Genomic DNA, 23,736 nt, shown 5'->3' with positions numbered 1-23,736 from the left:
GGGGAGGGAACATGCCCGAACTGCCCGAGGTCGAGGTCGTACGCAGGGGCCTGGAACGCTGGGTCGCCGGCCGGACGGTCGTCGCGGCCGAGGTGCTCAACCCCCGGGCGGTCCGCCGCAACACCGGCGATCTGGCCGCCCAGCTCAAGGACCGCACCCTCGCCTCGGCCGAGCGCAGGGGCAAGTACCTGTGGCTGCCCCTGCTGGACGGTCCCGCGGGTGCGGAGGAGGCGGGGGAGTCGCTGCTCGCCCACCTGGGCATGAGCGGCCAGCTTCTCGTCGTGGACCCGACCGCGCCGATCGAGAAGCATCTGCGGGTCCGCATGGGCTTCGCCGACGGCGGGCCGGAGTTACGCTTCGTCGACCAGCGCACCTTCGGGCACCTGCTGGTCGCCCCGATGACCGCGGGGCGGGGCCGGGCGGTGCCCGAGCCGGTGGCGCACATCGCCGCCGACCCGCTGGAGGACGCCTTCGACGACGCCGAGTTCGCCGTCCGGCTGCGGCTGCGCCGTACCGGGATCAAACGGGCACTGCTCGACCAGTCGCTGATCAGCGGGGTCGGCAACATCTACGCGGACGAGGCGTTGTGGCGGGCCCGGCTGCACTGGGCGCGCCCGACCGAGGCGCTGACCCGGCCGAAGATCTTCGAGCTGCTCGCGGCGGTCCGCGCCGTCATGACCGAGGCCCTCGGCCAGGGCGGCACGTCCTTCGACAGCCTGTACGTCAACGTGAACGGCGAGAGCGGCTACTTCGACCGGTCGCTCGCGGTGTACGGCAGACGCGACGAGCCCTGCCGCCGGTGCGGCACGCCGATCAGGCGGGAGGCGTTCATGAACCGGTCCTCCTACAGCTGCCCGAAGTGCCAGCCCCGCCCGAGGAACGCGCGCCCCTAGCCCGGCCCCAGCCCGCCCGTAGCCCCACCCCCGGCGATCGCCGCCGGAGGCGATCTGGATACTTGTATTCGTGATTCGGTTGACGGCTTGGGTCCGGGGACGGGTGCAGGGCGTGGGGTTCCGCTGGTGGACCCGCGCCCGCGCGCTGGAACTCGGGCTGGTCGGGTGGGCCGCGAACCTGGCCGACGGAAGGGTCGAGGTCGTCGCCGAGGGTCCCAGGGAGTCGTGTGACAAGCTCCTGGACCTGTTACGCGGCGGTGACACGCCCGGCCACGTCGAGGGGGTGGTCGAGCGCTGGAGCGAAGCGAAGCGGAGTATCGCCGGGTTTGTCGAGAGGTAGGGCTTCCCTCAAACCCCGTAAATCCGGTATATTTACCTAGCGAGAGTGCCCACCGGCTTCATCGTGCGGAGCGTTCAACTTGACCGTCTCCAATGCCGGTGCGACTCTTGAGAGGAACCACGCGCACCCCTCCCGCGGCATGAAGTGCGCGAACCAGTCTGGTCACTCAGCGTGGAGGACCCTTTACTATGGCGAAGGCTCTACTCGGCCACGTCGGCGGTCCTGATCCTCGAATGATCTCGGAAATGCGTCGCCTCCAGCAGCGCATCCGCGACCTCGAGGCAGAACTCAACCGGCTCCAGGCCCAGAACGACGCGCTCGCGGCGCAAACTCGTGATGAGGCCCTGGTCCGGCTGCAGGATCGCGAGCCGGCTCTCACCTGAGGGACCGGCCGGAACAGGAAAAGGATTGTAGGGACGCCCCGCAAAGGCGTCCCTTGCCATTTCCGGAACTGTTCCACGGGAATTGCCACCCCGGCCGGCCGGATGTCAAGCGGCGTCTATTCCGCGTACTCCGGCCCCGGGACCTGTAGTCTTTCCCCCCAGCCGACGGGCGAGACCGAGGGGGGCGGACGTGTACCTGAAGACGCTCACCTTACGCGGTTTCAAGTCGTTCGCGTCGGCCACCGCCCTCCGTTTCGAGCCCGGCATCACGGCGGTGGTCGGCCCCAACGGATCCGGCAAGTCCAACGTCGTCGACGCCCTCGCCTGGGTGATGGGCGAGCACAGCGCCAAGTCGCTGCGCGGCGGCAAGATGGAGGACGTCATCTTCGCGGGCACCTCCAGCCGCCCGCCCCTCGGCCGCGCCGAGGTCACCCTGACGATCGACAACGGTGACGGTGCGCTGCCGATCGACTACACCGAGGTCACGATCAGCCGGCTGATGTTCCGGTCGGGCCAGAGCGAGTACGCCATCAACGGCGACACCTGCCGCCTGCTCGACATCCAGGAACTGCTGTCCGACTCCGGCATCGGCCGGGAGATGCACGTCATCGTCGGCCAGGGCCAGCTCGACCAGGTGCTGCACGCCGGCCCCGAGGAGCGCAGGGCGTTCATCGAAGAGGCCGCGGGCGTGCTCAAGCACCGCAAGCGCAAGGAGAAGGCGCTCCGCAAGCTCGACGCGATGCAGGCCAACCTCACCCGCGTCCAGGACCTCGTGGCCGAGCTGCGCCGCCAGCTCAAGCCGCTCGGCCGGCAGGCCGAGATCGCCAGGAAGGCGGCCGTCATCCAGGCCGACCTGCGCGACGCGCGGCTGCGCCTGCTCGCCGACGACGTCGTGACCCTCCGCGACACCCTGCAGCGCGAGGAGGCCGACGAGGCGGCCGTACAGGCCAGGCGGGCCCGGGTGGAGGCCGAGCTGGCCGAGGGCCAGCGGCGGGAGGCCGAGCTGGAGACCGCCGAGAACGAGGCCCAGCCGCGGCTGAAGGCGGCCCAGGAGACCTTCTACCACCTCTCTGGCCTGCGGGAGCGGCTGCGCGGCGTGGAGAGCCTGGCGGCCGAGCGCAGGCGGCACGCCGCCGACGCCGCGTCCGTCGAACGGCGCGGGCGCGATCCGGAGGACCTGGAGCGCGAGGCCGCCGAGGTGCGCGAGCAGGAGCGGGTGCTGGCCGACGAGCTGGACGAGGCGCGCGAGCGGCTCGCCGCCGCCGTCGAGGTGCGTGCCGAGGCCGAGGAGGCGCTGGCCGCCGAGGAGCGGCGCCTCTCGGTCGCCGCCCGCGCCGCGGCCGACCGCAGGGAGGCGCTCGCCCGCCTGCGCGGCCAGGTCGAGTCGGCCAGGAGCCGGGCCAGGGCCGCCGGGGACGAGATCGGCCGGCTCACCAGGGCCGTCGAGGACGCCACCCGCCGCGCTGAGCAGGCCCAGGACGAGCTGGACACGGGTGTGCTCGACGAGCCCGCGGCCGACCCCGAACTCGTAGCGGAGCTGGAGACCGCGCAGGAGGGCGTCGACCTCGCCCGCGCCGCGGTGGAGGAGGCCAGGGCCGTCGCCGAGCGGGCCGGGGCCGTGGTGGAACGGGAGCGGGCCGCCCTGGCCGCGCCCGGCGCCGCACTGGCCGCCGCGAAGGCCGCCGTCGGCGCCGCCCGCGCCGCCGACTCCGAGTCGCAGCGCGCCGTCGCCGCCCTGCAGGCCCGGTGCGAGGCCCTGGAGATGAGCCTCGCCGGAGGCGCCGACGGGGCCGCCGCGCTGCTCGGGGCGGGCCTGCCCGGGGTGCTCGGCCCCGTCGCCACGCTGCTGGCCGTACGGCCGGGGGCGGAGGCCGCCGTCGCGGCCGTGCTGGCCGTGGACGGCGTGGCCGTCGCCTCGCTCACCGCCGCCGTGGCGGCCGTCGAGCATCTGCGTGAGGCCGGCGCCGGCCGCGCCGCCCTGCTCGTCGCGGCGGACCGGCACGAAGCCTGCGACCGGCCGGAGCCGCCCGTCGCGGGCGCGGAGTGGGCGGCCGACCTGGTGGCCGTGCCGGACGAGCTGCGCCCGGCGGTGGAGGCGCTGCTGTCCGACGTGGTCGTGGTGTCCGACCTGCCGGCCGCGCGCAAGGTCGTGGACTCCCATCCGGAGCTGCGGGCCGTCACCACGTCGGGCGACCTGCTCGGGGTCCACGCGGCGCACGGCGGCTCCGGCGGAGGGTCCTCGCTGCTGCAGATGCGGACCGCCCTCGACGAGGCCGCCGCCGACCTGGCCACCGCCAGGGCCGGGGCCGAGCGGCACGCCGAGGCGCTCGCGGAGGCCGTGGCCGCCGAGCGGGAGTGCCAGCTCGCGCTGGAGGAGGCCCAGACGCGGGTGGCCGAGGCGCAGAGCGGTGTGAGCGCCGCCCAGGGCGGCGTCAACGACGCCCAGAACGGGCTGAACGCGGCGCAGGCGGTGCTCGACCGGTTGCGCGGTAGGCAGCGGGAGGCCGACCAGAGGGCCGCCGCCGCGGCCAAGCAGCTCGCCCGGCTGGAGGCCGCCGTCAAGGCCGCCCAGGACGAGGCGGCCCGGCTGGGCGGGTCGGTGCGCGACGCGCAGGAGGCCCGCGAACAGGCCCAGGCCGTGGTGGTGGAGCTGGAGGAACAGCTCGCCGAGGCGGAGTACGCCGCCGAGCTGGAGGCCGAGCCGACCACCGACACCCGTGACGAGCTGGCCGCGGTCTGCGGCGTCACCCGCCAGGCCGAGATGGAGGCCCGGCTGACCGTCCGTACCGCGGAGGAGCGGGCGCGGGGCATCGCGGGCCGCGCCGACGGCCTGCTCCGCGCGGCCCAGCGGGAGCGGCAGGACCGCGCGCGGGCCGCGGCGGACCGGGAACGCCGGCGCAGGCAGGCCGAGATCGCCGCCGCGGTCGCCGAGGGCGCCCGCACCGCGCTGACCGCACTGGAAGGCTCGCTCGCGCGGGCCGCCGAGGAGCGCGACGAGGCCGAGCGGGCGCGCGGGCAGATCGACGCCGAGCTGAAGCAGGTGCGCCTGCGCGTCCGCGAGCTCGGCTCGGAGCTGGACGCCCTCGTCAACAGGGTCCACGGCAGCGAGATGGCGAGGACGGAGCGGCGGCTGCGCCTGGAGCAGATGGAGCAGCGGGCCCTGGAGGAGTACGGCATCGAGCTGGAACCCCTCATCGCCGAGTACGGCCCCACGGCGCCGGTGCCGGGCGAGCCGCCCGTGCCGTACGTGCGGGAGGAGCAGGAGAAACGGGCCAGGACGGCCGAGCGGCAGATGACCCAGCTCGGCAAGGTCAATCCGCTGGCGCTGGAGGAGTTCGCCGCGCTGGAGGAACGGCACGCCTTCCTGACCTCCCAGCTGGAGGACCTCAAGAAGACCCGGCGCGACCTGCTGCTCGTGGTCAAGGAGGTCGACGACCGGGTCGAGCAGGTCTTCGCGGCGGCGTACGAGGACGTGGCGCGCGAGTTCGAGCAGATCTTCGGCCGGGTCTTCCCCGGTGGGGAGGGCCGCCTGCTGCTGACCGACCCCTCCGACATGCTGACCACCGGAGTCGAGGTCGAGGCCCGGCCGCCGGGCAAGAAGGTCAAGCGGCTGTCGCTGCTGTCCGGCGGCGAGCGGTCGCTGACGGCGGTGGCGTTCCTCATCTCGATCTTCAAGGCCCGTCCGTCGCCGTTCTACGTCATGGACGAGGTCGAGGCGGCCCTGGACGACACCAACACCCAGCGGCTGCTGACTCTCTTCGAGGAACTGAGACAGACCTCACAGCTCATCGTGATCACGCACCAGAAGCGCACCATGGAGATCGCCGACGCGCTGTACGGCGTGTCGATGCGCGGCGACGGCGTCACCCAGGTCGTGAGCCAGCGCCTGCGGGAGAAGGTCTAGCCCGCCCGGTCTCCGGGCGCCCCGATCCGGTGACGGCCGGGGCGTGCGGCGCGCGGCGGGCAGGTCCGCGCGACCGAGCACTGCCGGTTGTCTGGGAAACTGCATGGTGTGGACGGTTACCTCGGCATCATCGTGATCGTGGCCATCGTCGCCATACTGGCGGTGGGTGGCCTGTGGCTGCTGTTCCGGCCGAAGGCGAAGGACCTGCCGCCCGCGCCGCCGGCCCCGCCCGAGCCTAAGGCTCCCGTCGTGGAGGAGCCGCTCAAGGCGGGACTGGGCGAGGAGGACGGCGGCACGACGACCACGCTGCCTCCCCCCATCGAGGAGCTGATCAAGGCTCCGGAGATCGAGGTCCCGCCGCCGTCGGCGGGACGGATGGTCCGGCTGCGCAGCCGCCTGGCCCGCTCGCAGAACGTCCTCGGCAGGGGACTGCTCGAACTGCTGTCGCGGGACCGGCTCGACGACGACGTCTGGGACGAGATCGAGGAGACCCTGATCACCGCCGACGTCGGCGTCGCGCCCACCCGCGCGATGGTGGAGGAACTGCGGACGAAGGTGAAGGTGCTCGGCAGCCGCACCCCCGACGAGGTGCGCAGGCTGCTGCGCGAGGAACTGCTCACGCAGATCGCGCCGGACCTCGACCGCACCCTCCACACCCGGCCGCACGGGGAGCGGCCCGCCGTCGTGCTCGTCGTCGGCGTCAACGGCACCGGCAAGACCACCACCTCGGGCAAGCTCGCCCGGGTGCTGGTCGGCGACGGCGGGAAGGTCGTGCTCGGCGCCGCCGACACCTTCCGGGCCGCCGCCACCGACCAGCTCCAGACGTGGGGCGACCGGGTCGGCGCGGGCGTCGTCCGCGGCCCCGAGGGCGGCGACCCGGCGTCCGTGGCGTTCGACGCCGTGGCCAAGGGCATCGAGGACAAGGCCGACACCGTGATCATCGACACCGCGGGACGGCTGCACACCAAGACCGGTCTCATGGACGAGCTGGGCAAGGTCAAGCGGGTGATCGAGAAGAAGGCGACGGTGGACGAGGTGCTGCTCGTCCTCGACGCGACCACCGGCCAGAACGGCATGCGCCAGGCGCAGGTCTTCGCCGAGGTGGTGAACGTGACCGGCATCGCCCTGACCAAGCTGGACGGCACCGCCAAGGGCGGCATCGTGATCTCGGTCCAGCGCGAGCTGGGCGTGCCGGTGAAGCTCGTCGGCCTCGGCGAGGGCCCGGACGACCTCGCGCCGTTCGACCCCGAGGTCTTCGTGGACGCCCTCATCGGCGAGTAGCGGCGGGCGGGGCGGGCCCGGCGGCCCGCCCCGGACCCGCCGGTCGTCGTCACGGCCGGTGGTCGTCAGGGCCGGTTGTTTGTCAGGGCCGCTCGCTATCTTGCCTCGACGAGGATCCATCCTGTGGAGGTAGGTCATGGCGAAGATGCTGTACTCGGCCACGATGTCGGTGGACGGCTACATCGCGGGGCCCGGCGGCGACATGTCCTGGCTGACCGAGCACATCGGGCCGAACCCGCTGGTGGATCGGCTGATCCGCGACATCGGCGCGCTGCTCGTCGGCAACCGCACGTTCGGCGGCGACGACCCGCATCGGGGCACCGACAAGGAGGGCAAGCCCTTCGGCGGCGGGTGGGAGGGGCCGCAGTTCGTGCTCACCCACCTCGCCCCGGCGACGCCGGTGCCGGGTGTCACCTTCGTCGGCGACCTGATGGAGGGTGTCGCCGCCGCCAAGGCCGCGGCGGGTGACAAGTACGTCAACATCCTCGGCGCCGAGGTCGCCCGGCAGTGCGTCGAGGCCGGGGTTCTCGACGAGATCCTCGTGTTCGTGGCGCCCGTCCTGCTCGGGGACGGGGTCCGGCTGTTCGAGCACGCGGGCGGCGCCCGGGTCCGGCTGGAACGCCTCAGCCTGACCGAGACGCCGGCCGCGACGACCATCTGGCTGCGCGTCGTCCGATAGGAGCCCTGGCCGGGGGCCGGGTCGCCCCGGCCAGGCCGGCTCAGCTCGGGTCAGCGCAGCTCAGGTCAGGTCAGCGCAGCCCGATCGGCTCGGGTCAGCTCGCGAGGAACGCGCGCAGGTCGCCGAGGTGGGGCCCGATGTCGATGCCCTGGTCGGCGAGCCAGCGCGGGCTGCCGTAGGTGTCGCGGTAGCGCTCCGCGCCGTCGCAGATCAGGGTGACCACGCTGCCCCGCTCGCCCCGTTCGCGCATCTCCCGGATGATCTGTACGGCCGCCGCGATGTTGGTGCCGGTCGAGCCGCCGACCTCCCGGCGGGTGACCTCCCTGACCCAGTGCATGGCCGCGATCGACAGCGCGTCCGGGACCTGGCACATCCTGTCGATGACCGTCGGCAGGAACGACGGCTCGACCCTCGGCCGGCCGATCCCCTCGATCCGCGATCCGGCGCCGCCGCGCTCCTCGCCGGAGACCCAGGACGGGTAGAACGCCGAGCCCTCCGGGTCCGCCACGCACAGCCGGGTCTGATGGCGGCGGTAGCGGATGTAGCGGCCGATCGTCGCCGAGGTCCCGCCGGTCCCCGCGCCGACCACGATCCAGGCGGGCTCGGGGTGCCGCTCCAGGGCCATCTGCTGGAAGACGCTCTCGGCGATGTTGTTGTTGCCCCGCCAGTCCGTCGCCCGTTCCGCGTAGGTGAACTGGTCCATGTAGTGGCCGCCGGTCTCGGCGGCGAGGCGGTGTGACTCGTCGTAGATGGCCCTCGGGTCGTCCACGAGGTGACATTTGCCGCCGTAGAACTCGATGATCTCCCGCTTCTCCGGGGACGTGCCCGCCGGGATCACCGCGATGAACGGCAGGCCGAGCAGGCGGGCGAAGTACGCCTCGCTCACGGCGGTGGACCCGCTGGACGCCTCGATGATCGTCGTGGTGGGGCCGATCCAGCCGTTGGCGAGGCCGTACAGGAAGAGGGACCGGGCGAGACGGTGCTTGAGTGAACCGGTCGGGTGTACCGACTCGTCTTTCAAGTAGAGGTCGACACCCCAGTGCGAAGGGAGCGGGAAGGCGTGGAGATGAGTGTCGCAGCTTCGGTTGGCGTCGGCCTCGACGGCCTGGATGGCCTCGGCCACCCACGCCCGCGTCGCGGCGTCATGCCGGTCCAGGTGGTTCATGGCGCCACTTTAGCCAGTGAACTCCGCCACATTTTACGCCGGATTGAGGCTTCAGTGTTACGCTAACGAGACTTGTTCGGCCTGCGCGTGACCTGGCCGCGTGGGACCGGCCCCGGAAGCGATGGCGCTGAGTGATGGGGCTGAGGGATGAGGATGACCACTCCGGACGAGCTAACGGCGTGCTTAGGCCCCGACCGGCACGATGTCCTTGGCAGAACAATGAACGGTCGTCCTCGCATGTGTTCGGGCCGGACGGGTAACGGGGGATAAGTTCCGTAGGGGGAAGAGATGATCTCGACCGACGAGCAGCGGCAGACATGGTTCGAGCGTGAGGTCGTGCCGGTGACGAGCCAGCTCTACGCCTCCGCCATGCGCCTGACGCGCAACCCCGCCGACGCGGAGGACCTGGTCCAGGAGACGGTCGCCAAGGCGTACACCTCCTACCACCAGTTCCGCGAGGGCACGAACCTCAAGGCGTGGCTGCACAGGATCCTGACCAACAACTTCATCAACGACTACCGCAAGAGGCAGCGGTCGCCCAAGCTGTCGGCCGCCGAGGAGATCGAGGACTGGCAGCTCGCCGCGGCGGAGTCGCACATGTCGACCGGCCTGCGCTCCGCCGAGACCGAGGCGCTCGACCTGATCCCCGACAGCGTCGTGATGAACGCCCTGCGCGCCCTGCCGGAGGAGTTCCGGGTGGCGGTCTACCTGGCCGACGTCGAGGGGTTCGCGTACAAGGAGATCGCCGACCGGATGGGCACCCCGATCGGCACCGTCATGTCCCGCCTGCACCGGGGCCGCCGGCAGCTGCGGGGAATGCTCGAGGGCTACGCCCGCGAGGAGGGCGTCGTCCGGGTGCCCGAACCCGCCTGCGCTGCCTGAGCCCGGCCTCTCCGAGCCGGGCCGTGCCACCTGGCCCGGCCTCTCCGAGCCGGGCCGCGCTGCCTGAGGCCGGCCTCTCCGAGCCGGGCCGCGCCGCCTGAGCCCGGCCTCTCAGCGGGGCTGGTCAGGCGGCGGCGATGAGGGCGATCGCGCCGAGCGCGAAGCCGACGCCGGTGATCTGCACGGGGCTCAGCCGTTCGCCCAGCACGTACCTCGCCAGCAGCAGCGTGCTCGCCGGATAGAGCGACACCAGGACCGCCACCAGGGTGAGCATCCCCCGCTGCGCCGCGAAGAGATACAGCACGTTGGCGGCCATGTCGAGCACGCCGGCCACGACCGTCACCCGCAGGGAGCCCGGCGCCGGGCGCAGGCCCCTGCGCGTGGCGAGGGCGAGGAGGGCGACGAGCGTGATCGACGCGAGCCTCGCGCCCAGCAGCGGCCAGGCCCCCGAGTCGGCCGGAGCAAGCTTGAGCAGCACGAAGAACCCGCCGAAGCCCGCTCCCGACACCAGCGCGGCGACGACCGGGCCGAGCCTCGGACGGCTCGCCCCGCCGCCCGGCTCCCGGCTGACCAGCAGGACGGCGAACAGGCCGAGCGCGACCCCGCCCAGCGCCAGGGGCGACGGACGGTCGCCGGTGAGCAGGCCGAAGACCACCGGGACCGCCATCGCGGTCGTGGCGGTGGTGGGGGCGACCACGGACATCATGCCGGTGGCCAGGCCGCGGTAGAACAGCACGATGCCGAAGGCCCCGGCGACGCCGGACGCCGTCCCCCAGAGCAGCGCCGCCGTACTGGCGTGCCCCGGCAGGATCGGGAGGAGGGCGACGACCAGCAGCATGCCGCCCAGTTGCGAGAGCACGACGACGGCCAGCACCTTCGATCGTCTGGTGGCGAGGCCCCCGAAGAAGTCGGCCGTACCGAAGATCACCGCGCATGCGGTCGCGAGCGTGATCGCCGTCACGACCAACCCCCAAGAAAACTTCATGAATAGTGCAATGGACTGCAATAGTAGACCAATATAATGGACGCATGCCGGAACCCGGGACGATCACCGCGGCCATCGCCGCGAACGTGCGCGGCCAGCGCGCCCACCGGGGGATGACCCTCGACGAACTCGCGGCCAGGTCGAACGTGAGCCGCGGCATGCTCGTGCAGATCGAGCAGGGCCGCACCAACCCCAGCGTCAACACGCTCACGCGCATCGCCGACGCGCTCGGCGTCACCCTCGCCCGGCTGGTGGAGGTCGCCGACACGCCGGTCGTCCGGATCGTGCCCGAGTCGGAGGTCGTGACGTTCGAACAGCCCGGGGGAGGATCGGCCCGCCTGCTCGTCGGGACCGACGCGCCCGCGATCCTCGAACTCTGGGACTGGCGCCTCGCGCCGGGCGAGCACCACGACGGCGACGCGCACCCCGCGGGCACCCGCGAGATGCTCACCGTGCTGGAGGGGCGGCTCACCCTCGGCGTGTACGGCCGGAGCCACGTCGTCGGGACCGGCGACGCGGTCGTGTTCAGCGCCGACCGCCCGCACCGGTACGCCAACGAAGGCGACGCGCCGCTGCGGTTCGTGATGGTCGTCACCGAACCCAGGGAGCCCTCGCCCTAGATCGCGGCCATCCCGCCGCGCCTGGGGCCACATGACTCACGAGTAAGGGCTGCGCGGTGACGCTGAGTGGTCGATGATTACAGAATGAATCGGAAGGCGCCGCCTCAAGCTTGGGTACATCCCTTTTTGTACGTGTCTGGTGGGCAGGGGGGCGGTGCCCGGTGAGCGAGTCGCGGGTCGCGGTGGAAAAACTTCGCGCGGAACTCGCCGCGCTCGGGGTGGCCGACGCGTACGAGATCGGCGACGAGGCTACCCTCTCGGTGTGGATAGGCCTCGTCGTGACCTTCCGTGACGGGTTTTACCGTTGGCGCGAGGGTGCCGTGAAGTGCCGGCACCTGGGTACGGATCCCGCAGGGTGCGCCGTCCGGGTGGCTCGCAGACACGCCGAACTGAAAGCGGACGTGCCGCCCTGGTGGGAGGAGCTGGACAGGGTTCTGCGGGGGGGAGCCGCCGGCGGCTATCCGTGACGTTCGTGGCCCCCCGCCTGCTCCGGGGGGTCGTATGCGGATCGGATTCGTGCTGCTGTCGTTGGCGCTGGTCGCCGGATGCGCCCAGAGCAGGTCCGCGCCTTCGCTGCGGGGAGCCGAGCGCAAGGCGGTGCGGGCCGTGGCGCCGCACTTCCGTTTCGGGCCGGTGCGGCGGTTCGACGCCGACCTGCTGCGCTGGCGGCTCGCCGGGGCGCAGCGGGGAGCGCCCGGGGCACGCCTGCCCGCGGTGCCGCCGCCCCGGCAGATCGACTGCCGGCAGCACCGGTGCGTGGCGCTGACCTTCGACGACGGGCCCGCCGAGTACACCGGGCACGTGCTCGACCTGCTCGCCGCCCATCACGCCCGGGCCACGTTCTTCATGCTCGGCCAGATGATCACGGGGGAGACCCGGGACTTCGTCCGCCGCATGGCCTCCGAGGGGCACGAGCTCGGCAACCACTCCTGGGACCACGCCTCGCTGTCCGGCCTCGCGCCCGAGGCCCTGCGGCGCGAGCTGGAGCGGACCCAGGAGGCCGTACGGACGGTCACCGGTGTCCGGATGCGGCTCATGCGCCCGCCGTACGGCGCGACGAACAAGTCGGTGGAGGAGGAGTCGAAGCAGGAGGGCCTCGCGCAGATCCTGTGGGCGGTCGACACCCTCGACTGGCTCAACCGCAACCCCACCGTGATCGCCCAGCGCAGCGCCGCGGCCAAGCCGGGCGACATCGTGCTGATGCACGACATCCACCCCACCACCGTGCAGGCGCTGCCCCACCTGCTCGACGAGCTCGACCGCAAGGGCTTCACGTACGTCACCGTCTCCGAGCTGCTCGGCAGCCCCGCACCGGGGAAGACGTACACGAACCGCTGACGGCGTGGCGCCGGGAGCGTCCCAGCCGTCCGTCCACCCCGGGCATGTGGGTCGGGCATGCCGGTCAGGCGCGCGGCCTGACGACACCGCAGCCGACGCGCGCGCCGGCGTCGCCGGTCCTGCGGGTGGTGAGGTCCGGGCCGGTGGCCCCCATCGAGTCGGGGCGGTGGAAGTACCTTTTCGGGATGTGGGCGAAGTTGTCCGGTCCGGCGTGCACCACGACCGCGCTTCCGTTGGCGTCCGCGAGATCCTCCAGCGTGAACCGGTCGGTCACGAAGGAGGCGGAGGCGGTTCCGTCGTCCGCGGCCAGCAGCGGAGGCATGTCCCCGGCCCCGGCGCCGTGCGTGCCCGGGCCGAGGTGGCTTCCGGCGCTGGAGAACGGCGTGCCCGTGTCCCGGTCGACGGCACGCGGGTCGCACACGCCCGCCGCGTGGATGTGGAAGCCGTGGAACCCGGGGGCGAGCCCGCGCACGCTGACGCTGACCCTGGTCTTCTCCAGGTCGTACCGCTCGAACCGGACGCTGCCCAGGACGCGCCCGGAGGCGTCCCTGACGACGGCGGCCGCCGTCCCACCGGTGCGTGACGGTGTCGCGGGAGCGGCGGACGCCCCGGGGACGGCCGTGGCGGCGAGTCCCAGGGCGAGGCCGCCGGCCACGGCCAGTCCCAGCGAGAGACCCAGGGCGAAACGGGGTGGGCGAGGCATGGCGCTGTCCTCCTCAGACGCTTGACGCATCCGACAGCAGAGCACGGTGAGCCGGGCCGAGGAGGACGAACGACGCCGTCTGTGCCCGCCGTTTACCCGTTCTTGGCGTCGCGGGCCGGGCGAGCGGGTGAGGAGGTCAGTTGGCGCGCTTGGCGCGGGCGGCGGCGCGGCCCCGGAGGGCGGAGTCCAGGACGACCTTCCGGATGCGCACGGTCTGCGGGGTGATCTCCACGCACTCGTCGTCGCGGATGAACTCCAGGGCCTGCTCCAGCGACAGCACGCGCGGCGGGATCAGCTTCTCGGTCTCCTCGCTGGTGGAGGAGCGCATGTTCGTGAGCTTCTTCTCCTTGGTGATGTTCACGTCCATGTCGTCCGAGCGCGAGTTCTCGCCGACGATCATTCCTTCGTACACCTCGGTGCTGGGGGAGACGAACAGGGTGCCGCGCTCCTGCAGGTTCATCATGGCGAACGCGGTGACCTGGCCCGACCGGTCGGCGACCAGCGAACCGGTGTTGCGGGTGCGCAGCTCGCCGAACCACGGCTCGTAGCCGTCGAAGACGTGGTGGACCAGGCCGGTGCCGCGGGTCTCGGTGAGGAACTCGGTGCGGAAGCCGATCAGGCCGCGCGACGGCACCACGAACTCCATGCGGATCCAGCCGGTGCCGTGGTTCGTCATGTGCTCCATGCGGCCCTTGCGCACGGCCAGGAGCTGGGTGACCGCGCCCAGGTACTCCTCCGGGCAGTCGACGGTGAGGCGCTCGACCGGCTCGTGCAGCTTCCCGTCGATCGTCCTGGTCACGACCTGCGGCTTGCCGACGGTCAGCTCGTAGCCCTCGCGGCGCATCTGCTCCACCAGGATGGCCAGGGCCAGCTCGCCGCGGCCCTGGACCTCCCACGCGTCCGGGGTCTCGGTGGGCAGCACGCGCAGCGAGACGTTGCCGACCAGTTCCTTGTCGAGGCGGTCCTTCACCAGGCGGGCGGTGACCTTGGCGCCCTTGACCTTGCCCACCAGCGGGCTGGTGTTGGTGCCGATCGTCATGGAGATCGCCGGCTCGTCGACCGTGATCAGCGGCAGCGGGCGCGGGTCGTCCGGGTCGGCCAGCGTCTCACCGATCATGATCTCCGGGATGCCGGCGATGGCGATGATGTCGCCCGGCCCGGCCTCCTCGGCGGGCTTGCGCTCCAGCGCCTCGGTCATCAGCAGCTCGGAGATCTTGACGCGCTGGACGGTGCCGTCGGTGCGGCACCAGGCGACCTGCTGGCCCTTGCGGATGGTGCCGTGGTGGACCCGGCACAGCGCGATCCGGCCCAGGTAGCTGGAGGCGTCGAGGTTGGTGACGTGCGCCTGGAGCGGCGCGGAGGGGTCGTACACCGGCGCCGGGATCGTCTTCTTGATCGTCTCGAACAGCGGCTCGAGGTCGGGCGAGTCGGGCATGCCGCCGTCGGCGGGACGCGCCAGCGACGCCCGGCCCGCCTTGGCCGAGGCGTACACGATCGGGAAGTCGATCTGCTCCTCGGTGGCGTCCAGGTCGATGAACAGCTCGTACACCTCGTCGACGACCTCGGCGATCCGGGCGTCCGGGCGGTCGACCTTGTTGATGCACAGGATGACCGGCATCTTGGCCGACAGCGCCTTGCGCAGCACGAAGCGGGTCTGCGGCAGCGGGCCCTCGGAGGCGTCCACCAGCAGCACGACGCCGTCGACCATCGACAGCCCGCGCTCGACCTCGCCGCCGAAGTCGGCGTGGCCGGGGGTGTCGATGATGTTCAGCGTCATGCCGCCGTGCCTGACGGCGGTGTTCTTGGCGAGAATGGTGATGCCCTTCTCGCGCTCCAGGTCGTTGGAGTCCATGACGCGCTCGTCCACGTCCTGGTTGGCCCGGAACGCGCCGGACTGCCAGAGCATGGCGTCGACCAGCGTGGTCTTGCCGTGGTCGACGTGCGCGATGATCGCGATGTTCCGCAGGTCGTCGCGGGTGTTCATAGGCATAGGGAAGTCTCGCTCTGGTTCGTCGGGGTGTCGTCCGCGTCCCGGGACCGAAGCGAGACGCACAGCAGCCGCAAGACGCGGCCATACCAGTTTAGTTGATCCCGATCGCCGGCACGCGCCGACGGCTCCGGGGCCCTCGATGGCAACGCCGGCGCCGCCGCTCGCATTCCACTCCGTTCAAAGGCCTGCCGTCCGGGCAGGTGAATCGGCTGTGACGGATGAAGGACTCGTGCTGCTGATCGCCTGGGCGGAGTTGCTCGTGCCGCTCCTCGTCCTCGCCTACCTCCTGCTGCGGCGGCGCACATGATCCCACTTGCTCGGCTGGCACCGCTCGCCCTCCTGACGGCACTCCTGCTGTCCGCCTGCGTCAGCCCCGCGTGGGACGACCACGACTACGCGCTCAAGGCCGGGAAGACGGCCGAGTCGGCCGTCTCGGCCGTGCGGTTCGCGCGTTCCGTCGTGGCGCACCGGGACCGGATGACCGGGCCGTACGCCGAGGTGGTGCTGACCGAGGCGGTGCAGGACCTGAGCAGCGTGAACGACCAGTTCGGCGGCGTGCAACCGCCCTCGGACTCCTCGGACCGCGTCAGGGACGAGGTGCTGCGCCTGACCGAGAGGGCCGAGAGCGAGGTGGCGGACCTGCTCATCCAGTGGCGTCGCGACGGGGTCAAGGACCCGGAGGCGGCCGTACGGGACCTGGACGGGCTCGCGAGCGAGCTGAGCGACTTCGCGGAGAAGCACAGATGAAGAGACTCCTCGCGGTCACGCTCGGCATCCTGACGGCCTTCGGCGGCTTCGTGGACATCGGCGACCTGGTCGCCAACGCCGTCGTGGGGTCGAGGTTCGGGATGTCCCTCGCGTGGGTGGTGATCGTCGGCATCATCGGGATCTGCGTCTTCGCCGAGATGTCCGGCAGGATCGCGGCGGTGTCGCAGCGGCCGGTCTTCGATCTCGTCCGCGAGCGCATGGGTCCGCGTGCCGGGCTGGTCAACCTCGGCGCGTCGTTCTTCATCAACGTGCTCACGCTCGCGGCCGAGATCGGCGGCTCCGCGCTCGCGCTGGAGCTGGTGACCGGGATCAACTACCTGCTGTGGGTGCCGCCGGTGGCCCTGGTCGCCTGGCTGGTCATGTGGCGGGTGAAGTTCGAGACCATGGAACGCGTCTTCGGGCTCGCCGGGCTCGCGCTCGTCGTGTTCATCGTCGCGCTGTGGCAGCTCGGGCCCGACTGGGGCGAGCTGACCACGCAGCTCGCCCGGCCGCCGCAGGACGAGGGGGTGCCGACCTACCTCTACTACGCGATCGCGCTGCTCGGCGGGGCGATGACGCCGTACGAGGTGTTCTTCTTCTCCTCGGGCGGTGTCGAGGAGAAGTGGACGCGCAAGGATCTGGTGACCGCGCGGGCGAACGTGTTCGTCGGCTTCCCCCTCGGCGGTGCGCTGTCGCTGGCGATCGCGGCGTGCGCGGCGACCGTCTTCATGCCGGTCGAGGCCGAGCCCGGCTCGCTCGGGCAGATGGTGCTGCCGGTCGCCGAGGGACTGGGCAAGGTCGGGCTCGGTGTGGTGATCCTCGGGGTGTTCGCGGCCACGTTCGGCGCGACGCTGGAGACCGCCCTGTCGTCGGGCTACTCGCTGAGCCAGTATTTCGGCTGGCAGTGGGGCAAGTATGTGGTGCCCGGCCGGGCCGCCCGGTTCCACGTGACCGTGCTCGCCTCGGTGATCGTCGCGACCGCGCTGATCCTCACCACCATCGACCCGATCAAGGTGACCGAGTATTCGCTGGTCTTCTCGGCCGCGGCCCTGCCGCTCACCTACCTGCCGGTTCTCATGATCGCCAACGATCCCGACTACATGGGGGCGAAGGTCAACGGCAGATTCAGCAACGTGCTGGGCAGCTTCTACATGGTGCTGCTGCTCGTCGTGGCGCTCGCGGCCATCCCCCTGATGATCGCGACGAAGGCGGGCCAGTGACGACCCGGGAGGCGAGGGAACCGTGAACGAGCACGCGCGGGTGCTGCACGCCCGCCTGCACCTGCTCGACCGGCAGGTCGTCAGGGAGAGTGACGACCGCCTGCTGTGCAAGGTGGACGACCTGGAGGTGCGGCCCGGCGACCGGCCGTACGTCACGGCGATCCTGTCGGGGCCGCTGGCGCTCGGTCCACGTCTCGGCGGTCTGCCGGGATGGCTGATGACGGAGACCGACCGCCTTTTCCGGGGGGAGGCGCGGCCCGGGCCGTACCGCATCGACATGAGCCTGGTGACCGACGTCGGCAGCGCCGTGCGGGTGGCCGGCCACCCGCAGGACCTGGCGCTGGAGCGCTGGCTGACCAGGAACGTCGTCGGCCGGATCCCGGGAGCGGCGGGCACACCCGAGCAGGATGCTCCCGAAAGCACGGCGGGGGACGCGTCGGAGAAGACCCTCAGGGTGCGGGAGAGGGAGGAGGACAGGCCGGACACGATGCGGCTCGGCGGACTGCTCGGCCGTACGGTCCGCGGCCCGTCGGGGGAGGTCGCCGGTGACACGGCGGACGTCCGCCTCGTTCAGGACGGGCCGCTGCTCGCGGAGGTCCGGCAGGCCTTCCGGCTCGCCGGTCTGCTGATCGCCCGGCGGCGTGCCGGGCGGCTCTTCGGGTACGAGCGCGGTCCTGGTCTCTGGCGGCCGTCGCTGCTCGGCGCCCTCGTGCGGCGCATGCACGGCGAGATCCGGTACGCCGAGTGGGACCAGATCGAGTCGCTCGACGACGACGAGGTCAGGCTGGGGGTCGCCTGGGACCGGCTGCGCTCGACCGCCGACCTGTGACGGTTTCCCGTCGCGTGGGGGCGGCATGCGGGAGAGAAGTGACATGGGGGGAAATAAGGTCGGAGGCATGGCTCTCGCTGCTGCTTACGGAGCGATGCTGCGGACGGCGGACGGCGTCCGCATCGACGCGGCGCACACGCCCAACGGCTCTCTCGACCTCGGCGTCGTGGTCGCGCACGGGTTCACCGGCACGTGGAGAGGGCCGGACACCCGCCGCATCGTGCACGTCCTGTCGAGGTTCGGCGGGGTGGTGTCGTTCGACTTCCGGGGCCACGGACGCTCCGGCGGCCGGTCGACGGTCGGTGACCTGGAAGTCCTCGACGTGGACGCGGCGGTCAAGCTCGCCCGCTCGATCGGTTACCGCCGGATCGTCACGCTCGGCTTCTCGATGGGCGCGGCCGTCGTCGTACGGCACGCCGCGCTGCACGGGGGCGTGGACGCGGTGGTCGCGGTGAGCGGTCCGGCCCGCTGGTACTACCGGGGCACCAAGCCCATGCGCCAGGTGCACTGGGCGATCGAGCGCTGGCACGGGCGGCTGGCGGTCCGGCTGGCCAAGCGGACCAGGATCGCGGTCGAAGGATGGGACCCCGTGCCGCTCCCGCCGCACGAGGCGGCGGCGATGGTCGCCCCCACGCCCTTGCTGATCGTGCACGGGGACCGGGACCCGTTCTTCCCCATCGAACATGCCCACCAGCTCTACGAAAGCGCCGGGGAGCCGAAGGAGCTCTGGATCGAGCCCGGCTACGGCCACGCCGAGGCGGCGGCCACCCCCGATCTGATTCGCAGAATTGGTCGGTGGATTTCGCGAACCAAACCCGCATAAGGGTCGTCTATATGGCCAGAGCGAGCCTGAGGGGCGCGCCGGCGTCTGGACTGAGGAGTGCGCGGGAGCGAAGCGACCAGAGCACGACGAGGGCAGTGTTTATGGCGTGCCTCCGGCACGACCTGCCGGATGTGAGCGCCTCGATGGTGAGCGGGAAGCGCAGCGTCGCGGGGGCGCGCTGGGCGGTCCACCGGCCTGGTGCGGCACGCGTGCCGCACCAGGCCGGAGGGACGCACGCATCAGCCCAGGCGGGCGATGGACTTGTGCTCCAGGTAGGCCGACAGGCCCTCGGGGCCGAGTTCACGGCCGAGGCCGCTGGCCTTGAACCCGCCGAACGGGGTGTTCGGGTCGAGCGTGTGCATCGTGTTGACGCCGTACGTGCCGGTGCGCACCTGGCGGGCGATCCCCATGCCGTGTTCGGCGTCGCCGGTCCAGACCGAGCCGGACAGGCCGTAGTCGCTGTCGTTGGCGATCCGCACGGCGTCCGCCTCGTCCTCGTACGGGATCACCGTGAGGACCGGGCCGAAGATCTCCTCGCGGGCGATGCGCATGTCGTTGGTGGCGCCGGCGAAGACGGTGGGGGCGACGTACCAGCCCCGGTCGTACGGCCGGTCGAGGCCGCCGACGACGGGCTTGGCCCCCTCCTCGACGCCCGACCTGATGTAACCCTCGACCCGCTCCTGCTGGCGCCGGGCCACCAGCGGGCCGATGCCGGTGGCCGGGTCGGCGGGGTCGCCCACCCGCTGGCTCGTCACCATGTGGGCGACGGCCTGCACCACCTCGTCGTACCGGGCGCGGGAGGCGAGGACGCGGGTCTGCGCCACGCACGCCTGGCCGTTGTTCATCAGCGTGGCCATCGACAGCATGCCCATGGCCGAGGGCAGGTCGCAGTCGTCCAGGATGATCGCCGCCGACTTGCCGCCCAGCTCCAGCGTGCACCGCTTGAGCCGCTCGCCGCAGATCGCGGCGATCCGGCGGCCGGCCGCGGTCGAGCCGGTGAAGGCGACCTTGTCGACGCCCGGGTGGGAGACGAGGTGCTCGCCCGCCTCACGGCCGGCCGGGACGATGTTCACGACCCCGGCGGGGATCCCGGCGTCGTGGATCATCTCGGCGAGCAGGTAGGCGTCGAGAGGCGTCTCGGGGGCGGGCTTGAGCACGACGGTGCAGCCCGCGACGAGCGCCGGGGCCAGCTTGCTCATCGTGACGAACTGGGGGACGTTCCAGGGGACCACGGCCGCGACGACGCCGACCGGTTCGCGGCGGACGGTCACGGGGCCGAACAGGCCGGGCCGCTCCTCCTCGACGGGGAAGGCGGCGCCGAGACCGGCGAAGTACTTCAGCATCCCCAGCGGCTGCGGGGTCTGGGCGAGCCGGGAGAACGTGATCGGGGCGCCCATCTCCAGCGTGATCAGCTCTGCCATCTCGGCCTGGCGCGCCTCGTAGATCTCCGCGAGGCGTCCCACCACCGCCGCGCGCTCGGCCATCGTCATGCGTGGCCACGGCCCGTTGTCGAAGGCGTCCCTGGCGGCCGCGACCGCGCGGTTCATGTCGGCCGCGGTGCCGTCCGGGACCCGGCCGACGACCTCCTCGGTGTGCGGGGAGACCACCTCGATCGTGCCCGTGCCCGCGGGGGCCACCCAGTCGCCGCCGACGAACAGCGTGTCGTGCTGCCGCATGCCTGCCTCCCCGATCGGGCTTGACCACACACGGAGACCGAATCATGTTCTGCTCGGTGTTGGCAAGAGCCGGCACGGCAGGAGCGCGGCCGTGGCCCGGCCCCCGCCGTACGGCGAGGACCGGGCCACGGGTTCTCCGGCGCAGCCCTACGGAAGGGCCGGTCCGAGCAGGTGCCGCATCGACCGGCGGACCAGGTCGGTCCGCATGGCCTGGGTCGTCGCACCCTCGGCGCCGAAGCCGAAGTAGACCGTGTCCTGCGTCGTGACGCCGGCGCCGTCCTCCAGTGTCTGGTCGCTGCGCGTCCAGTCGTTCAGCGCGTCCGCCGAGCCCGGGGGCGGGCCCGCGACGGTCCAGCCGCCGAGGCCGTCCTCGAACGAGGTCTGCGAGACGACCGCGCCGTCGGCCTTGACCGTCGCGTCGTCCAGCCAGACGCCGAGGCCCTGGGTGCCCCAGTCGCTGATGTAGGAGATCGACACCTCGACCTGCTTGCCCGCGTACGCCGTCAGGTCGATCGTCCACTGCTGCCAGCCGTTCGACGAGCCGGAGGCCGCGTTCCAGGCGCCGGTGGTGCCGGTCGCCGTGCACGACGAGGCGCCGTCGTACGTCTGGTAGTGGGCGGTGAACGGGTGGAGGTCCGCCCAGCCGCCGGCGCAGCTCTCACCGGGCTCCTGCGTGGTGTGCCCGTTCGCGTCGGGGAGCGTCGTCCAGTCGTCCTGGCCGGCCGTGTGCGCCTCGACGGTGAGGAAGTCCCAGTCCGGCTCGGTGTTGTACGACGTCCAGAACGACAGCTCGCCACTGGTCTTGCCGGTGAGGTCGATCGTCCTCGTGAGCCGCTTGTACGACTGGTCCGCCTCGCCGCTCTGCACGTCCCACGCGCCCGTGTGCGGCGCGAAGGGCGAGCCCCCGGCGTACTGCCACTTCAGCGGGGCCGCGCTGGCGAACTGCGGGAACCGGCCGACCGGCAGCACCGACGAGGTCGTGACGAACGCGGAGGTGTGGTTCTGGTTGCCGGGCGAGTCGCCGCCGTTGAGCGTGCCGAGGAACCCGGCGAAGGCGCCGCTCGTGCCCTGCAGCGGCACCGTGGCGCCGTCCGCGTCCTGGCCGCCGCCTTCCACGAAGGTGTAGGCGCCGAGGTAGTACTGCACGAAGTCGTTGCTGAGCGCCAGGCACGGCGGCTTGCTCAGCGTCGTGCACTCGGGCTGCGCCGGATAGTCCGGCTCGTACCAGTAGGCGCCGTCGACGTTCTGGCCGTACAACGCGTATTTTCCGGTGACGAGCAGTTTGCCGCCCTCGTTGAGGTAGTCGCGGAACGCGAGTTCCAGCTCCTCGGCCAGGTTCGCGGCGGTGCCGCCGGGCTGCCCGGCCGCGCGGGGGATGATGTCGTCGCCGGTCTCCCAGACGACGGCCTTGTAGTGGCTGAGGACCCCGAGCGGGTGGGGCGCCTTCCGGCCGTTCTTGTCCACGTCGTACACGTCGGAGGAGTAGCCGGACCCCGTCAGCGCCGTGGTGTAGGCCCCGGCGTACTTCGCCTCGGTCGCGCCCTGCGCGGGGCTGATCCCCGTGACGTCCTCCGCCGCGACGACCAGCACCTTCCCGCCGATGTCCGTGGACACCGTGTAGGTGAAGTCGTCGCTCTTCCTGAGGAGCGAGGTGAACCAGACCTTCACCCGGTCACCGGGCTTGGCGCCCTTCACCGTGCCCCTCAGCCGGTGGAAGTAGGTGTCGTAGCCCTCGCCGTACCGCTCGCCGCCCTTCCACTCGCTCGTCGGCGCGATCTTCGTCCGCCCGCCGTTGATCTGGTAGTTGAGGACGACGGGACCGAGCTTGCGCTTGGCGTCGACCTGCACGACCTGGTCGGTGCCGTAGCTGACGTCGAACGGGTCGACGACGAAGTCGGGGACCGTGTTGCCGAGGTGGCTGACGGGCTCGCTCGGGTTCAGCGCCGACTTCGCGATGTCCAGCGCGAACGGCAGTTGCTTCTCGAACTCGGCCTGCACCAGCCCCTCGTCGTCGGGGAACACGAAGCCGCAGCCGTCACAGCCCTCCTCCAGCTCCGGCGTCCAGGCGAGCGTGCCGTACGCCTTGTGCGCGTGGTCGGTGGTCTCGCCGTTGGTGGTGTAGAGCTCGGCGCCGACGCCGGGGTCGAAGCCGGGCACGGCGGGCTTCTCGTCGGTCCCGGTCAGGGCCAGGTAGATGGGATCGTCCGCGGTCGTCGTCTGGACCTGCCAGCCCTCGGGATAGAGCAGCAGCGGGCCGTACGAGTGGTAGTTGACCTGGGCCTTGAAGCGCAGCCGCTTGAGCAGGCCGTCCAGGGCCCGGGTCTCGGGCTCCGACGCCGGGGCGGTGCCGCGGTAGGTCTCGCTGCTGAAGACGCTGGAGGAGCCCTCCTCGTCGTATCCCCACTTGGTGGGGTAGTTGCGGTTGGGGTCGACCCCGTCGACGCCGGTGATCTGGCCGTCGCCGTCGTTGTCGCGGAGGTTCTTGCGCCAGAGCCGGTTGCCCTCGGTGAAGGTGAAGTCGTAGCCGTCGGGGTTGGCCACCGGCACGAACCACACCTCGGTGGTGGCCAGCAGCTTCGCGACGTCGGACTTGCCCTTGTTGGCCACCAGGTACTTCAGCAGCCGCATGTCGACCTCGGTCGCGATCCACTCCCGGGCGTGCTGGGTGGCGGAGTAGAGCACGGCGGGCTTCAGGCCGTCGGGCAGCACCCGGGCCAGCGCGGTCAGCTTGAGGGCGAGGATGTCCTTACCCTGGACGGTCTTGCCGATCGACTCCAGCTTCGCGACGTCCTTGTTGGCGTCCGCGATGGCCTTGAGCTGGTCGGCGATGCCGCCCTTCTCCGAGTAGGACCTCCAGACGGTGTATCCGCCGGCCGCCTGGGCCCTGGCCGCCTGCAACTGCGTCTGGCCCTGGGGGTTGCGAACCGGTTGCGGCCGGTAGCCGAGGATCTGGAGCTTCTTGACGTCGGCGGGCGTCGCCGTCAGCTCGACGTGCTCCTGGTCGCCCGAGGGGTGCTGCTGGACGACGTCGAAGCCCTTCTGGTTCAGCGTGGCCGCGGTTCCGGGCGCGCTGTCGAGCTGGTAGAGGTCGATCTGGTCCGTGGGCGGGAGCGGGTCGCCCTGGCCGGCCTGCGCCGGCACGGCCGGCGCCAGGAGCGCCGCGCCGAGGGCCACGGCGGCCAGGGTCGAGACGATCACTCGTCGGGACATCGAGGAGCCCTTCGTGAGGGGTAGCGATCTCCCGAATCTCCGTCGCGGTCAATCCGCGTTCAAGTGCA

20 protein-coding genes are annotated in these 23,736 nt (G+C 71.7%); 14 read left to right on the top strand and 6 right to left on the bottom strand.

All coding sequences use genetic code 11. From position 1 onward, the window contains the following. Positions 1-11: 11 nt before the first annotated feature. From mutM to HHX37_RS16140, 6 genes are all read left to right on the top strand, one after another. Complete coding sequence (gene mutM, locus HHX37_RS16165; RefSeq protein ID WP_182885911.1) at positions 12-893, top strand: bifunctional DNA-formamidopyrimidine glycosylase/DNA-(apurinic or apyrimidinic site) lyase; 882 nt, start codon at positions 12-14, stop codon at positions 891-893. A 70-nt stretch (positions 894-963) separates the two neighbouring features. Beyond that, complete coding sequence (locus tag HHX37_RS16160; RefSeq protein ID WP_182875400.1) at positions 964-1,233, top strand: acylphosphatase; 270 nt, start codon at positions 964-966, stop codon at positions 1,231-1,233. Positions 1,234-1,421: 188 nt separating this feature from the next. After that, entirely contained in the window at positions 1,422-1,616 is a 195-nt protein-coding gene (locus HHX37_RS16155; protein ID WP_079312688.1) for a hypothetical protein, read from the top strand. Positions 1,617-1,806: 190 nt separating this feature from the next. Beyond that, positions 1,807-5,520: a chromosome segregation SMC family protein gene (locus tag HHX37_RS16150; RefSeq protein WP_182885910.1), complete on the top strand. Its 3,714-nt coding sequence runs from the start codon at positions 1,807-1,809 to the stop codon at positions 5,518-5,520. A 108-nt stretch (positions 5,521-5,628) separates the two neighbouring features. Beyond that, on the top strand, positions 5,629-6,801 hold the full coding sequence (ftsY, locus tag HHX37_RS16145) for a signal recognition particle-docking protein FtsY (protein ID WP_117408422.1): 1,173 nt from the start codon (positions 5,629-5,631) through the stop codon (positions 6,799-6,801). A 136-nt stretch (positions 6,802-6,937) separates the two neighbouring features. Then, a complete protein-coding gene (locus HHX37_RS16140; protein WP_182881390.1) occupies positions 6,938-7,480 on the top strand; it encodes a dihydrofolate reductase family protein in 543 nt (180 codons plus the stop codon). A 94-nt stretch (positions 7,481-7,574) separates the two neighbouring features. On the opposite strand, the gene HHX37_RS16135 is transcribed toward HHX37_RS16140, so the two are convergent. Next, positions 7,575-8,645, bottom strand: coding sequence for a PLP-dependent cysteine synthase family protein (locus tag HHX37_RS16135; RefSeq protein WP_182885909.1), 1,071 nt, complete (start codon positions 8,643-8,645; stop codon positions 7,575-7,577). A gap of 288 nt (positions 8,646-8,933) precedes the next feature. Here HHX37_RS16135 and HHX37_RS16130 point away from each other — a divergent pair, with 288 nt between their 5' ends. Next, positions 8,934-9,527: a sigma-70 family RNA polymerase sigma factor gene (locus tag HHX37_RS16130; RefSeq protein ID WP_117408425.1), complete on the top strand. Its 594-nt coding sequence runs from the start codon at positions 8,934-8,936 to the stop codon at positions 9,525-9,527. Positions 9,528-9,651: 124 nt separating this feature from the next. On the opposite strand, the gene HHX37_RS16125 is transcribed toward HHX37_RS16130, so the two are convergent. After that, complete coding sequence (locus tag HHX37_RS16125; protein ID WP_220499233.1) at positions 9,652-10,512, bottom strand: DMT family transporter; 861 nt, start codon at positions 10,510-10,512, stop codon at positions 9,652-9,654. Between the two features lie 44 nt (positions 10,513-10,556). Between HHX37_RS16125 and HHX37_RS16120 the strand changes: the two genes are divergently transcribed. The 3 genes from HHX37_RS16120 (at position 10,557) to HHX37_RS16110 (ending at position 12,470) form a co-directional block, all read left to right on the top strand. Further along, a complete protein-coding gene (locus HHX37_RS16120; RefSeq protein WP_117408426.1) occupies positions 10,557-11,132 on the top strand; it encodes a helix-turn-helix domain-containing protein in 576 nt (191 codons plus the stop codon). A 161-nt stretch (positions 11,133-11,293) separates the two neighbouring features. Continuing rightward, on the top strand, positions 11,294-11,599 hold the full coding sequence (locus tag HHX37_RS16115; protein ID WP_117408427.1) for a hypothetical protein: 306 nt from the start codon (positions 11,294-11,296) through the stop codon (positions 11,597-11,599). 34 nt (positions 11,600-11,633) lie between these two features. Next, positions 11,634-12,470: a polysaccharide deacetylase family protein gene (locus tag HHX37_RS16110; RefSeq protein WP_182875404.1), complete on the top strand. Its 837-nt coding sequence runs from the start codon at positions 11,634-11,636 to the stop codon at positions 12,468-12,470. A 64-nt stretch (positions 12,471-12,534) separates the two neighbouring features. Here the strand turns inward: HHX37_RS16110 and HHX37_RS16105 are convergent, their stop codons facing one another. Further along, complete coding sequence (locus tag HHX37_RS16105) at positions 12,535-13,173, bottom strand: superoxide dismutase family protein (RefSeq protein ID WP_182885908.1); 639 nt, start codon at positions 13,171-13,173, stop codon at positions 12,535-12,537. A gap of 136 nt (positions 13,174-13,309) precedes the next feature. Beyond that, entirely contained in the window at positions 13,310-15,163 is a 1,854-nt protein-coding gene (gene typA, locus HHX37_RS16100) for a translational GTPase TypA (RefSeq protein ID WP_117408430.1), read from the bottom strand. Between the two features lie 303 nt (positions 15,164-15,466). On the opposite strand from typA, the gene HHX37_RS16095 reads away from it, so the two are divergent. From HHX37_RS16095 to HHX37_RS16080, 4 genes are all read left to right on the top strand, one after another. Then, entirely contained in the window at positions 15,467-15,910 is a 444-nt protein-coding gene (locus HHX37_RS16095) for a hypothetical protein (RefSeq protein ID WP_182881393.1), read from the top strand. Next, positions 15,907-17,130 carry an NRAMP family divalent metal transporter gene (locus HHX37_RS16090; RefSeq protein WP_182885907.1) on the top strand — a complete coding sequence of 408 codons (1,224 nt, stop codon included), beginning with the start codon at positions 15,907-15,909 and terminating at the stop codon, positions 17,128-17,130. Before HHX37_RS16095 ends, HHX37_RS16090 begins: the two co-directional genes overlap by 4 nt. 22 nt (positions 17,131-17,152) lie before the next feature. Next, positions 17,153-17,959 (top strand): hypothetical protein, encoded by an 807-nt coding sequence (locus tag HHX37_RS16085; RefSeq protein WP_182885906.1) that lies wholly within the window; start codon positions 17,153-17,155, stop codon positions 17,957-17,959. A 67-nt stretch (positions 17,960-18,026) separates the two neighbouring features. Beyond that, positions 18,027-18,782 (top strand): alpha/beta hydrolase, encoded by a 756-nt coding sequence (locus HHX37_RS16080; protein ID WP_244302424.1) that lies wholly within the window; start codon positions 18,027-18,029, stop codon positions 18,780-18,782. Between the two features lie 239 nt (positions 18,783-19,021). Here HHX37_RS16080 and HHX37_RS16075 read toward each other — a convergent pair whose 3' ends face one another. Next, complete coding sequence (locus tag HHX37_RS16075; RefSeq protein ID WP_182885905.1) at positions 19,022-20,458, bottom strand: aldehyde dehydrogenase; 1,437 nt, start codon at positions 20,456-20,458, stop codon at positions 19,022-19,024. 147 nt (positions 20,459-20,605) lie between these two features. Beyond that, positions 20,606-23,668 (bottom strand): M14 family metallopeptidase, encoded by a 3,063-nt coding sequence (locus tag HHX37_RS16070; protein WP_182881397.1) that lies wholly within the window; start codon positions 23,666-23,668, stop codon positions 20,606-20,608. Positions 23,669-23,736: the final 68 nt, after the last annotated feature.

The organism is Microbispora sp. H10885, from assembly GCF_014161415.1.
Classification (GTDB): domain Bacteria; phylum Actinomycetota; class Actinomycetes; order Streptosporangiales; family Streptosporangiaceae; genus Microbispora; species Microbispora triticiradicis.
This window is presented reverse-complemented; position numbering and strand designations above follow the sequence as displayed.

Excerpts from the sequence above, each read along its gene's own strand:
- mutM (WP_182885911.1), top strand. The coding sequence starts at position 12 with ATGCCCGAACTGCCCGAGGTCGAGGTCGTACGCAGGGGCCTGGAACGC.
- HHX37_RS16155 (WP_079312688.1), top strand. The coding sequence starts at position 1,422 with ATGGCGAAGGCTCTACTCGGCCACGTCGGCGGTCCTGATCCTCGAATG.
- HHX37_RS16140 (WP_182881390.1), top strand. The coding sequence starts at position 6,938 with ATGGCGAAGATGCTGTACTCGGCCACGATGTCGGTGGACGGCTACATC.
- HHX37_RS16135 (WP_182885909.1), bottom strand. The coding sequence starts at position 8,645 with ATGAACCACCTGGACCGGCATGACGCCGCGACGCGGGCGTGGGTGGCC.
- HHX37_RS16130 (WP_117408425.1), top strand. The coding sequence starts at position 8,934 with ATGATCTCGACCGACGAGCAGCGGCAGACATGGTTCGAGCGTGAGGTC.
- HHX37_RS16125 (WP_220499233.1), bottom strand. The coding sequence starts at position 10,512 with ATGAAGTTTTCTTGGGGGTTGGTCGTGACGGCGATCACGCTCGCGACC.
- HHX37_RS16120 (WP_117408426.1), top strand. The coding sequence starts at position 10,557 with ATGCCGGAACCCGGGACGATCACCGCGGCCATCGCCGCGAACGTGCGC.
- HHX37_RS16110 (WP_182875404.1), top strand. The coding sequence starts at position 11,634 with ATGCGGATCGGATTCGTGCTGCTGTCGTTGGCGCTGGTCGCCGGATGC.
- HHX37_RS16105 (WP_182885908.1), bottom strand. The coding sequence starts at position 13,173 with ATGCCTCGCCCACCCCGTTTCGCCCTGGGTCTCTCGCTGGGACTGGCC.
- typA (WP_117408430.1), bottom strand. The coding sequence starts at position 15,163 with ATGCCTATGAACACCCGCGACGACCTGCGGAACATCGCGATCATCGCG.
- HHX37_RS16095 (WP_182881393.1), top strand. The coding sequence starts at position 15,467 with ATGATCCCACTTGCTCGGCTGGCACCGCTCGCCCTCCTGACGGCACTC.
- HHX37_RS16090 (WP_182885907.1), top strand. The coding sequence starts at position 15,907 with ATGAAGAGACTCCTCGCGGTCACGCTCGGCATCCTGACGGCCTTCGGC.
- HHX37_RS16080 (WP_244302424.1), top strand. The coding sequence starts at position 18,027 with ATGGCTCTCGCTGCTGCTTACGGAGCGATGCTGCGGACGGCGGACGGC.
- HHX37_RS16075 (WP_182885905.1), bottom strand. The coding sequence starts at position 20,458 with ATGCGGCAGCACGACACGCTGTTCGTCGGCGGCGACTGGGTGGCCCCC.
- HHX37_RS16070 (WP_182881397.1), bottom strand. The coding sequence starts at position 23,668 with ATGTCCCGACGAGTGATCGTCTCGACCCTGGCCGCCGTGGCCCTCGGC.